The following is a 10,961-nucleotide window of genomic DNA, read 5'->3' as shown; positions in this document are numbered from 1 at the left end:
GGGCGGCGGCGAGGTCGGCGCCCTTCTCCGTGAGCAGGTCGCGCAGGCGGCGCAGTTGCGCCGTACGCCACTCGACGGGCTTGGTGCGGCCGGTGCGGAAGGTGGTCCGCAGGCGGGTGACGACGTCGGCGGGTCGCTCGGTGGTCACGGGGGTGCCTCGCTCGGGTAGACGGTGCCGGTCTGACGGTTCTCGATCAGATGTATATAGCAACTATCGGCTGCGGGCCAACATTCCCGGGACATACGACTACTTTGCGCCAGGGCGCGATCACACGCGCGTGGAGCCGTCCACCGTCTCCGCGAGGCGCTCCAGCAGCGCCTTCAGCATCTCCTCGTCGCCCTCGCCGAGGGCGGGCCAGTCGCGGCGTACGGCGCGGTCCACGCGGCGCCAGTGGTCGCGGCCCCGCGGGGTGAGGTGGACGAGGATGCGGCGCCGGTCGTGCGGGTCGACGCGGCGGTGGACGAGGTTCTGGTCCACGAGCTGGTCGACGAGTTTCGTGAGCGTCGGCGGGGGCAGGAACGCGGCTTCCGCGATGGCCGACATGTGGTGGCCCGCGTCGTCGGCGAGCAGCGTCAGCACCCGCCAGGCGTCCAGGGAGCAGCCCTCCTCGTCCAGGACGGCCTGGAGGCGGCGCGCGGCCAGCCGTTCGGCCCTGGTGAGGAGGCGTATCAGGTCATTGGGCCGGCGGGCGGACGAGGTGGGCATCCTGCTCCTAGCTCCGAGAGGTGTACATGCTATGAGACGGACTGGAGTTCGAAGCGGGGACCCTGGACCATGGCGCCATGTTCCGCCCCGACCCCACCGTCTTCGGCGTCGCCCTCGTGTTCCCGCTCCAGGGGCCCGCCGGCATCTTCGGGCCCGCCTGCGAGCTGTGCGCGCGGCTCGCGGCGGAGGAGGTCAACCGGGCGGGCGGAGTGCTCGGCCGCGAGCTGCGGCTCGTGCCCGTCGACGGGGGCGCGCCGCCGCGTGAGGTCGCCGACCGCGTCGAGTCCCTCGTCGACCTCGGGGCCGTCCAGGGCGTCACCGGCTGGCACATCTCCTCCGTGCGCCAGGCCCTCGCGCCCCGCGTCGCCCACCGTGTGCCGTACGTATACACCGCGCTGTACGAGGGCGGCGAGGACCGCGCCGGGGTCTTCCTCACCAGCGAGACACCCCGCGACCAGCTGTCCCCGGCGATGGTCCTGCTCGCGCGGGAACGCCGGGTGCGGCGGTGGTTCGTCGTCGGCAACGACTACGTCTGGCCCCGGCGTACGGCTCGCGCGGCCCACACGTACGCCCGGCGGACCGGCTCCCGGGTCGTCGGCGAGGCGTATCTCCCCCTCGGCACCCACGACTTCGCCGCCGTCCTGCGCCGTATCGAACGCTCCGACGCGGACGGCGTCCTCATGCTGCTCGTCGGCAGCGACGCCGTCCGCTTCAACCGGGCGTTCGCGGCGTACGGCCTCGACGCGCGGGCGCTGCGCCTGAGCACGCTGATGGACGAGAACATGCTGCTGGCGAGCGGCGCGTCCGCCACCGCCGACCTGTACAGCACGGCCGGTTTCTTCACGTCCCTCGCCACCCCCGACACCCTCGACTTCCACGGCCTCTACGCCCACCGCTACGGCCTCGACGCCCCGTCCCCCGGCAGCCTCGGGGAGTCCTGCTACGAGGGGGTGCTGCTCCTGGCGGCACTGCTGCGGCGTGCGGGCACGGGAGACGTGACACGGATCGGGGCGACGGCACCCTCGGTGTCGTACGAGGGGCCGCGCGGGCTGCTCCACCTGGAGGGCAGCCACGTCCGCCAGCGGATCTATCTGGCGCGCGCGGACGGGCTCGACTTCGACGTGCTGACCGAGCTGCGTCCCTGAGGGACGGCGGGAGGACTCAGGAGGCGAACGGCACCTGGGGCGATGGGGTTGGTGTCGTCCCTGCCGGGTGTGTCCACAGGCCCTCGGCCGCGAGCCTCGGGAGGACGCCCTCGCCGAACCAGTACGCCTCCTCCAGGTGCGGGTAGCCGGAGAGGACGAACTCCTCGATGCCGAGGGCCGCGTACTCCTTGATGAGGGCGGCGACTTCTTCGTGGGAGCCGACCAGGGCCGTGCCCGCGCCGCCCCGGACGAGGCCGATGCCGGCCCAGAGGCCGGGGTGGATCTCCAGCCCGTCCCGGTCGCCGCCGTGGAGTTCGAGCATCCGGCGCTGGCCTTCGGACTCGCTCCGGGCGAGGCCCGCCTGCACCGACTTCACCGTCTCGGGGTCGAACCCGGCGAGCAGGCGGTCGGCCTCGGCCCAGGCCGCCTCGGAGGTGTCGCGCGTGATGACGTGGAGGCGGATCCCGAACCGCAGCGTACGGCCGTGGCGCGCGGCGAGCGACCTGATCCAGGCGATCTTCTCCGCGACCTGCGCCGGGGGCTCGCCCCAAGTGAGGTAGACGTCCACGTACTTGGCGGCGATCTCCCCGGCGATCGGCGAGGACCCGCCGAAGTACACCTCGGGCACCGGGTCGGGCACGCGCGCCAACTTCGCGCCCTCGACCCGCAGATGATCGCCCGTCAGGTCGACGGACTTCCCCTCCCACAACCCCCGTACGACGTCGAGGAATTCGCCGGTGCGCCGGTACCGGTCGTCCTTGTCGAGGAAGTCCCCGTACGCCCGCTGCTCGTGGCTCTCGCCGCCGGTGACGACGTTGAGCAGGAGCCGTCCTCCGGTCTGCCGCTGGAACGTGGACGCCATCTGCGCGGCGAGCGTCGGCGAGACGGACCCGGGCCGGAACGCGACGAGGAACTTCAGCCGCTCGGTGCGCTGGCTGACCATGGCCGTGGTGAGCCAGGCGTCCTCGCACCACGCGCCGGTCGGGGTCAACGCGCCCACGAACCCCAGGTCTTCGGCCGCGCGGGCGATCTGGCTCAGGTAGCCGACCGTGGGCGGCCGGTCGCGTCCCGATGCGGTCGCCGGGGTGCCGTGGCCGCCGCCGACGACATGGCGGCTGTCGCCGTTGGTCGGGAGGAACCAGTGGAAGGTCAGGGACGACATGTGGGGGTCTCCTAGGAGGTCAGAGCAGGCCGTGGCGGGGCGGCCGGGTGCCGTCGAGGACGTACCGGCCGATGTGCTGCACCTTCCAGCGCGGGGGATCGTGCAGCGTGTGGGTGCGGGCGTCGCGCCAATGCCGGTGCAGATTGAGGGAGTCGAGCGCGGAGCGGGTGCCGGAGACCTCGAAGAGAGCGGCGGCGACGTCGACGGCGGTCTGCGCTGCGGTCACCTTCGCGGCGGCGACCGCGATGGACGCCTCGGCGGCGGTGTCGTCGGTCAACTCCGCCCGGGCCGCGTCGACCGCGCGGGCCGCTTCCTTCAACAGGGCCTCCGAGGCCCGGACTTGGATCGCGAGTTCCCCGAACCGCTGGATCAGCAGCGGGTCTTCGGCAGCGGTCTCGTACCCGCTCTCGAACCAGGGCCGGCTCTTGGTCCGCACGAAGGCGACGGCTTCGGCGAGCGCGCCGCCCGCGATCCCGGCGTCGATCGCGGCGTGCAGCAACTGGGCGACGGCGCCGTGGAGTTGAGGGCCCTCGAAGGTGAGGTGGTGCGGCAGGACACGGTCCGCCGGGACGGGGACCGCGTCCAGGTGGACGGTTCCGCTGGCCGTCGTGCGCTGGCCGAGGCCGTCCCAGTCGTCGTCGACGCGCACGCCGGGTGTGTCGGCGGGGACGTACGCGACGTACAGCTTGTCGTCCTCGGCGCGGGCCAGGACCGGGATCCAGTGGGCGAACAGGGCGCCGGTGCAGTAGTTCTTGGTGCCGGTGAGGGTGTACGAGCCGTCGGGGTGACGGTCGAGGCGGGTGCGGATGTCCTGGACGTGCCGCGTGCCGGCCTCGGACTGGGCGTTGCCGAGGCGGCGGCCGGCGAGGAGCTCGGCGGAGAAGAACTTCCGCTGCTGCTCGGTGCCTTGGCGGCGGATGACGTTGACGTACACGAAGTGGCTCTGCGGGATCTGGGCGAGGCTGGCGTCGGCGGTGGCGAGGAGGCGGAAGATCTCGGCAAGGGTGGCCGCGTCGACGTCGGCGCCGCCGTGCTCGGCGGGGACGGTGACGGCGAGCAGGCCCGACTCCGAGAGGCGGTCCAACTCGGCGCGGGGCAGGCGGCGTTCACGGTCGCGCGCCGAGGCGTCCGGGCGGAACTCCTCGGCGAGCCGTCGGGCGACCGCGAGGGCCTCGGCAGCGTCGGCGATCACGTGCGCGGCCATCAGCTCGCCGCCGCCAGGTACGGGGTGCGGCCGAGGGCCGCCGAGAACTGGTCGACGACCTCCGCGAGGGCCCCGGCGGAGGCGGGGGCGATCGTGACCGTGCCGTCGTCGTGGGCGGTGATGTCCTTGTCGAGGGTGAACCAGCCCTGCACGATGTGCGCGGCGCCCATCGAGGTGAGGACCGGGCGCAGGGCGTAGTCCAGGGCGAGGACGTGCGCGGTGGAGCCGCCCGTCGCGAGGGGGAGGACGGTCTTGCCGGTGAGCGCGTACTGCGGGAGCAGGTCGAGGAGGGCCTTGAGGACGCCGGAGTAGGACGCCTTGTAGATCGGCGTGCCGATGACGACGCCGTCGGCGTCCGCGAAGAGGCCGGTGGCCTCGACGATCGCCGGGTGCTTGAAGTCGGCGCCGAGCAGCGCCTCGGCGGGGATCGTGCGGACGTCGAGGGGGATCACGCGGTGGCCCTGCGCGGTGAGGCGCTGGTCGAGGTGGCGCAGGAGGCGGCCGGTGCGGGAGGAGGGGGACGGGCTGCCGGAGACGGACAGGACGGTGGCCATGGGGTCCTCTTTCGAGAAGGAGGGGCTCTTTCGAGGAGGGGAGGTCTTTCGAGGAGGGGGTGCTCCTGTGCTTCATGAGGAGCACCCCCGGGGCAGCGGTCAGGAGTACCAGGTCGGTTCGGGCAGTTCGCCGTCCAGGACCCAGCGGCCCACCTCGCGGCGCTTGTAGGCGACGGGGTCGTGGAGGGTGTGCGTGCGGACGTTGCGCCAGAACCGGTCCAGGCCCTCGGCGGCGGCCGTGGCCCGCGCGCCGGTGACCTCGAAGATGCGGTTCGTGGCCTCCAGGGCGACGTCCGTGGCGCGCGCCTTGACCGCCGCGACCCGTACCTCGAACGCGCCGCGCGTCTCGGGGGTGACGGCGTCGGGGTCGTCGTGCAGCCGCTGCCCCTCCCGGGCGACCGCGTCGGCGAGGGCCTCGGCCGCCCAGAGCTTGGCGGTGAGGTCGCCGTAGATGTCGATGACGTACGGCTCGTCGGTCGCGCGGGCGTGGCCGCCGTGCAGCCAGGAGCGGGACTTGGTGCGCGTGTAGGTCGCGGCGGTCTCCAGGGCGCCGGACGCGATGCCGAGGTAGAAGTTGGCGAAGACGAGCTGGATGGTGGGGACGTTGAGGGTGTTGTACGGGCGCGGCTGGAACTCCTTGCCGGTGTAGCCGAGCGCGTCGGTCCAGGGTGCGCGGACGGCGTCGATGGTGACGCTGCCGGACTCGGTGAGGCGCTGGCCGATGTTGTCCCAGTCGTCGTGGAAGGTGAGGCCCGGGCTGGTGGAGGGGACGACGGCGAAGACGTGCGCGTCGGTGCCGTCCAGGACGCCTTCGAGGACCGTGACATCGGAGACCCTGCTGCCGGTGGAGAAGGTCTTGGCTCCGGTGAAGACGAGGTCGTCGCCGTCCTCGGTGACCGTCACGTCGTGGTCGCGGGGGTTGACGGCGCCGCCGAAGAACCAGGTCCCGCGGGTGGCCTCGGCCTCCAGGCGCTCCCACTGCTCGCGGGTGCCGACCAGGCGGGCGGCCCAGAACCACAGGTAGTGGTAGCCGAGGAGCTGGCCGATGGAGCCGTCGGCCTTGGCGATCTCGCGGACGGCGCGGTAGGCGGTCGGCCAGTCCTGGCCCGCGCCGCCGTGCTCCGTGGGGCCGAGCAGGGTGACGAGGCCGGCGTCCTTGAGGAGTTGTACTTCCGCGTGCGGGGTGGCGCCTGCCTTGTCGCGGGCGGCGGCGTCGGTGGCGAGGACGGCGGCGGCCTCGGCGGCGCGGGCGATCCATTCCTCGGCGGTGGCGGGGGTGGTGGTCCAGCGGGTTGCGGTGGTCATGGCGGGTACGACCTTTCGGCGGGTGGGGGGGTGGTCAGGCGGTCTGCTGGGCTTCGAGTTCGCGCACCAGCGGGAGCACCTTCTTGCCGAAGTACTCGACCTCCTCGTGGTAGTGGAGGAAGCCGAGGAGGAAGAGGTCGACGCCGAGCTTCTGGTAGGCGACGATCCGCTCGGCGATCTGCTCGGGGGTGCCGATCAGGCCGGTGCGGAAGCCGTCGTTGTACTGGACAAGGTCTTCGAAGGTGGAGTCCTGCCACATGCCTTTCTTGTCGGCGGTGGACTGTCCCGCCTGTTTCACCGCCGCGCCGAATCCCTCCACGGCTTCGCGGTCGGCCTTGGCGACGATCTCGCGCAGGGTGTCGCGGGCCTCGGCCTCGGTGTCGCGGGCGATGAGGAAGCCGTTGAGGCCGAACTTCGGTGCGGTGCGGCCGACTTGGGCAGCGGACTTGCGGATGTCGTCGATCTGCTCGGTGACGCCGTCGAAGTCCTTGCCGTTGGAGAAGTACCAGTCGGAGACGCGGCCCGCCATCGCGCGGGCGGCGGTGGAGTTGCCGCCCTGGAAGATCTCCGGGTGCGGGCGCTCGGGCGTGTTGAGCGGCTTGGGCTTCAGGGTGAAGTCCCGCAACCGGTAGAAGTCTCCGGCGAGTTCGGTGTGGTCCTCGGTCCAGATGCTGCGCAGGGCGGTGATGAACTCCTCGGCGCGGCGGTAGCGTTCGTCGTGCTCCAGCCAGGGTTCACCGAGGGCGGTGAACTCGCCCTTGAACCAGCCCGATACGACGTTCACGGCGAAGCGGCCCTGGGACAAGTGGTCGGCGGTGGCGCCGAGTTTGGCGAGGACGCCGGGGTGCCACAGGCCGGGGTGGACGGCGGCGATGACCTTCAGGCGCTCGGTGGCGAGGAGGAGCGCGAGGGAGAAGCTGGTGGACTCGTGCTGGAACTCGGCGCCGTAGCTGGCCATGTAGCGGACCTGGCTGAGGGCGTACTCGAAGCCGTTGTTCTCGGCGAGTACGGCGAGTTCGCGGTTGTAGTCGTAACCCCAGTCGGTGCGTTGTTCGATGGAGCTGGTGACGAGTCCACCGCTGACGTTGGGGACCCAGTAGGCGAATTTCACGGGTGCGGGCACGCGGAACTCCTGTGGCGGGTGGGCGTTTTCAGGCATGCCGAATTCAGGGGCGCGCGAAAGGCGCGGGGAATTCAGGCTTCAGGAAAGGGACTGCGGCGGATCTGCGGGGAGTCGGATCAGGCCGCGGCGCGACAGGAGGCGCTGGAGACGCGTGCGAGGTCGACATGGCGTCGCCGCGTGAGGTCCAGTCGCATCTTCATGCCGTCGATCGTGGCAGCCGTCCGGCGAGGCCGTCAAGGAGAACCCGACCGGTCTCGGATCGCGGACCATTGAATTTCACGAACGTGTGACAGGGAAACCCTTGAACGCGGCGGTAATCGGCCCGCATTCTGCCGGGCATGCGGACGGAACAGCTCGAATACATCGCGGCGGTCACCCGGCTCGGCTCCCTGCGCCGGGCGGCGGAGGAACTGCGGCTGTCCCAGCCCGCGTTGAGCGAGACGGTGCGGAATCTGGAGCGGGAGCTCGGGGTGGAGCTGCTGGAGCGCAAGCGGTCGGGGGCGACGATGAGCGCGTCCGGGCGGGAGCTGCTGCCGCACATCATCGGGGTGCTGGACGCGGTCGACCGGCTGCGGTCCGCCGCCGGCGAGCAGCATCGGATCAGCCGGATGGTGCGGGTCGGAACGGTCAACACGGCGACCGTGCCGCTACTGATCCCCGCCGTGCGGGAGTTCAGGCGGGCCCATTCGCTGACCCAGGTCGAGGTGGTGGGGGCGCAGTAGTCCGACATCCAACGGGCCCTGCTGGAAGGGGGGTTCGACCTCGGGCTCGTCAACCATCTCGAAGGGGACGACATGCCGGCCGAGTTCGCGTCCACCGAGTTGCTGCGGGGGCGGCCCGTCGTGGTGATGCATCCGGGGTGTCCGCTGGTGTCGCGGGAGGCGGTCGGGGTGGAGGAGCTGGCGGGGGTGCCGCTGATCGGGATGCGGTCGGGGTACGTCATGCACCGCTACGTCTGTTCAGCGTCGCCGGTGATCCGCTGGAGCGGCTGGGGGCGATCACGTACCGGCCGCTCGCGGGGCGTACACCGCAGGTGCTGTTGATGTTGCGGCGGAGGCGGTGCCGCAGGGGGCGCGGGGTCTGCATGACGGGTTCGTTCGCACAGCACTACACATAAAGGGAAAATAAGAGCAGAATAGAGGGTAAAGCGGCGTTATCACCGCGATCACGTCGAAGGAGACGAATCATGGCCAACGTCTCGCACACCCGAGGTGACCTATCGACTCACCCCGATGTCTCCGAGATGCGGGAGCGGTACGCCCGCATGCTCGGCGGTCGTGATGTGGCGCTTGTGGACGGGCCGGTGTTCCTGCTCGGTCTGTACTGCGCCGTATCCCCCTGGATCCTCCACTACACCGCCAACCAGCCCCCGCTCATGACCCACAACCTGATCGTGGGCATCGCGATCGCCCTCCTCGGCGTCGGCTTCACGGTGGCGCCCGCCCGCATGTACGGCCTCAGCTGGGCCATGTGCGCGCTGGGCGTGTGGATGATCATCGCCCCGTGGGTCGTCGGCAGCAGCCCGGACAACGGGGTGAAGCTGAACAACATCATCATCGGCGCGCTGGCCGTGATCCTGGGGGTGATGTGCGCCCTCACGGCGGCGAAGAGCACGAAAACCTGAACCCCGACCCGACCGGGCCGCCTCAGCCCTCCGGAACCGTCCAGGGTTCCGTCGCCAGGGGCCGCCCGGTCTCCAACGCCGTCTTGAGGTTGGAGAGGACGGCGGGCCAGCCCCTGGCCACATCGGCGAGTTCACGCGCGTCGCGAACGTCGGTGTGCGTGAGGGTGAGCCGGACGACGCCCTGATACTCGGTGACATCGAACGCGACCCGCGACACGGCAGCCGGCTCGGCCGGATCGGCCCAGGTCGTCACGAGCCTCTCCGGCCGACGGCTCTCCACGACTTCCCCGACCACGTCCACCACCCCGGACCCGTCGACCCGCACATGCTCCCAACGGGACCCCTCGGCCCAGTCCGACACATTGCGGTGCCCCCAATAGGCGGCGGTCGACTCGGCATCGGTCAGCGCATCCCAGACCTGCTCGGCGGAAGCGCCGACATAGAGGACGTACGAGTACTCCATCGCTGGCCTCACTCCGGTTCCCGGCGATACGCGACCCCGTCACGCTCCCACAGCCCCACGAGTGCCGCATCCCCGGCACGAACGCCGACCTCGGGGGCGGGTGAGGGGGAGCCGTGCCGCTACTCCCCCTCGTAGGGGCCTGCGCGTCAGGCGGTCACGACGCCTTCGACAGCCAGGCCGTCGCGTTCAGGGCGAGGGACGCGTTCGTGGCGTTCGGGTCGTTCCAGCCGTCGTAGAGGGTGTTGCCGGACTGGCCGGTGCCGTCGTCGATCGGGGAGCTGTCGCCCCAGAAGGCGATGCGGCCGGAGCCGAAGGTGGAGGTGAGGAAGAAGGCGCCGGTGGTGCCGGAGTAGCCGGAGCGGTAGAGGAGGCCCTTGGCGGTGGAGTTGTCGGACGGTTTGATCGTCGCCGTCGTGCCGCTCGCGATGAGGCTGTTGGTGACCGTGCCGAACGAGCCGTGCAGGACCGGGTTCGTGGAGTCCGTGATGGCGGCCGGGTAGCCGGAGCTGATGTTCAGGGAGTCGATGGAGAAGCCGAAGGGGTCCGTCGAGTCGACCGTGTTGTTCGTCATCAGGTCGTTGAGGATCTCCACCGCGTCCTCGCCGTCGTTGTTGCGGTCGGCGCCCGTGTGGTCGGAGATCATGAAGAGGCCGCCGCCGTTCTTCACGAAGGTCATGATCGCGGTCTTCTCGGCGGTCGTGAAGAGGGTGTTCGGCTCCGGCAGGACGAGCGTGTCGAAGTTCTTCAGGTCCGTCGCCGAGGAGCCCCCGTAGCTGAGGGCGGAACCCGACGGCAGCGTCTTGAGGCTGTAGTCCCCGGTCTGCTGGAGCGCCACGCCCCAGGAGGACAGCGCCCCGGTCCAATCCGTCTCGGCGGACGGCGCGGAGTCCTCGCCCAGGGGGTCGGGCTGGCTCGTGGAGATGATCCAGTCCGCGTTGCCGGCGGTCTCGGCGTGCGCGTTGTCGAAGAGGACGCGGTGGGGGGTGGCCGCGTGCGAGGGCGTGGCGGCGGTGACCTGGAGCGTGACGCCGGCGGCGAGCAGGCCGAGTGCGGCGAGTGTGCTCGTGGTCTTGGCGCGGGGACGTGCGATACCGGGCATCCGGCGGACCTCCGTGAAGGATGGGGGGAAAGTGGCGGGTGCGGGTACGGGCTGTGTACGCGTAGGCCCAGGTCGGACGGCTCTACGCGCATTGATCGCTTGAAAGGTACATGGCATGAAGGTGTGCGGACCATCAAGCGCGGGCGAGGAGACCCCCAAGCCCGGGCAATGAACCGGACCTGACTGTTCGGCGCCGGGAGGGGCACACGTAGGTCGACGGGATCCCGACTCGAAGGGGCGAAGATGGAGATCTCCGGAATCATCAGCGCGATCGTCATCGGCTGCGTCATCGGCGTGCTCGGCCGCCTCGTCGTCCCCGGCCGCCAGCACATCGGCGTCCTGTGGACCATCCTCGTCGGCATCGCCGCGGCCCTCATCGGCTCCGCCATCGCGAACGGCCTCGACGTCCAGGACACGAACGGCGTCGACTGGATCGAGTGGCTCATCCAGATCGGCCTGGCGGCGGTGGGGGTCACGGCACTGGACCGCACGAAGTCGCGCCGCTGAGGGGGGTGTTGGGCCGGACAGGCGCCAGCGCCACCGCCCCCACACACGCCGCCCGGCGAACCACGAGCC

11 protein-coding genes and 3 pseudogenes are annotated in these 10,961 nt (G+C 70.9%); 4 read left to right on the top strand and 10 right to left on the bottom strand.

Annotated features, from left to right (window positions below; genetic code table 11):
• Positions 1–148 (bottom strand): annotated as a pseudogene (locus tag AOK24_RS50795) (aldehyde dehydrogenase family protein); the annotation flags it as partial.
• Between the two features lie 120 nt (positions 149–268).
• Entirely contained in the window at positions 269–706 is a 438-nt protein-coding gene (locus tag AOK24_RS18650; RefSeq protein WP_055721208.1) for a MarR family winged helix-turn-helix transcriptional regulator, read from the bottom strand.
• Positions 707–783: 77 nt separating this feature from the next.
• Between AOK24_RS18650 and AOK24_RS18645 the strand changes: the two genes are divergently transcribed.
• On the top strand, positions 784–1,851 hold the full coding sequence (locus tag AOK24_RS18645) for a substrate-binding domain-containing protein (protein WP_055721207.1): 1,068 nt from the start codon (positions 784–786) through the stop codon (positions 1,849–1,851).
• Positions 1,852–1,867: 16 nt separating this feature from the next.
• Here AOK24_RS18645 and AOK24_RS18640 read toward each other — a convergent pair whose 3' ends face one another.
• The 6 genes from AOK24_RS18640 to AOK24_RS52745 all read right to left on the bottom strand — a co-directional run bounded on the left by AOK24_RS18640 (position 1,868) and on the right by AOK24_RS52745 (position 7,393).
• A complete protein-coding gene (locus AOK24_RS18640; protein ID WP_055721206.1) occupies positions 1,868–3,013 on the bottom strand; it encodes an LLM class flavin-dependent oxidoreductase in 1,146 nt (381 codons plus the stop codon).
• A gap of 19 nt (positions 3,014–3,032) precedes the next feature.
• Positions 3,033–4,217 carry an SfnB family sulfur acquisition oxidoreductase gene (locus AOK24_RS18635; protein WP_055721205.1) on the bottom strand — a complete coding sequence of 395 codons (1,185 nt, stop codon included), beginning with the start codon at positions 4,215–4,217 and terminating at the stop codon, positions 3,033–3,035.
• Positions 4,217–4,771 carry an NADPH-dependent FMN reductase gene (gene ssuE / locus AOK24_RS18630; protein WP_055721204.1) on the bottom strand — a complete coding sequence of 185 codons (555 nt, stop codon included), beginning with the start codon at positions 4,769–4,771 and terminating at the stop codon, positions 4,217–4,219. Before ssuE ends, AOK24_RS18635 begins: the two co-directional genes overlap by 1 nt.
• 99 nt (positions 4,772–4,870) lie before the next feature.
• Positions 4,871–6,076 (bottom strand): acyl-CoA dehydrogenase family protein, encoded by a 1,206-nt coding sequence (locus AOK24_RS18625; protein ID WP_055721203.1) that lies wholly within the window; start codon positions 6,074–6,076, stop codon positions 4,871–4,873.
• A gap of 34 nt (positions 6,077–6,110) precedes the next feature.
• Positions 6,111–7,199: a dimethylsulfone monooxygenase SfnG gene (gene sfnG / locus AOK24_RS18620; protein WP_055721202.1), complete on the bottom strand. Its 1,089-nt coding sequence runs from the start codon at positions 7,197–7,199 to the stop codon at positions 6,111–6,113.
• Between the two features lie 116 nt (positions 7,200–7,315).
• Positions 7,316–7,393: a putative leader peptide gene (locus AOK24_RS52745; protein WP_351405193.1), complete on the bottom strand. Its 78-nt coding sequence runs from the start codon at positions 7,391–7,393 to the stop codon at positions 7,316–7,318.
• A gap of 144 nt (positions 7,394–7,537) precedes the next feature.
• Between AOK24_RS52745 and AOK24_RS49705 the strand changes: the two are divergent.
• Positions 7,538–8,327 (top strand): annotated as a pseudogene (locus AOK24_RS49705) (LysR family transcriptional regulator).
• A 58-nt stretch (positions 8,328–8,385) separates the two neighbouring features.
• Entirely contained in the window at positions 8,386–8,823 is a 438-nt protein-coding gene (locus tag AOK24_RS18610; RefSeq protein WP_055721201.1) for an SPW repeat protein, read from the top strand.
• A 22-nt stretch (positions 8,824–8,845) separates the two neighbouring features.
• On the opposite strand, the gene AOK24_RS18605 is transcribed toward AOK24_RS18610, so the two are convergent.
• Both AOK24_RS18605 and AOK24_RS18600 read right to left on the bottom strand, forming a co-directional pair.
• Positions 8,846–9,286 carry an SRPBCC domain-containing protein gene (locus AOK24_RS18605; RefSeq protein ID WP_055721200.1) on the bottom strand — a complete coding sequence of 147 codons (441 nt, stop codon included), beginning with the start codon at positions 9,284–9,286 and terminating at the stop codon, positions 8,846–8,848.
• A gap of 157 nt (positions 9,287–9,443) precedes the next feature.
• A pseudogene (locus AOK24_RS18600) lies at positions 9,444–10,385 on the bottom strand (hydrolase); the annotation flags it as partial.
• 243 nt (positions 10,386–10,628) lie between these two features.
• Here AOK24_RS18600 and AOK24_RS18595 point away from each other — a divergent pair.
• Positions 10,629–10,892: a GlsB/YeaQ/YmgE family stress response membrane protein gene (locus tag AOK24_RS18595; protein ID WP_055721198.1), complete on the top strand. Its 264-nt coding sequence runs from the start codon at positions 10,629–10,631 to the stop codon at positions 10,890–10,892.
• Positions 10,893–10,961: the final 69 nt, after the last annotated feature.

This window comes from Streptomyces niveiscabiei (assembly GCF_001419795.1).
Classification (GTDB): Bacteria; Actinomycetota; Actinomycetes; order Streptomycetales; family Streptomycetaceae; genus Streptomyces; species Streptomyces niveiscabiei.
The sequence above is the reverse complement of the archived record's forward strand: the minus strand, read 5'-3'. Positions and strand labels throughout refer to the sequence as shown.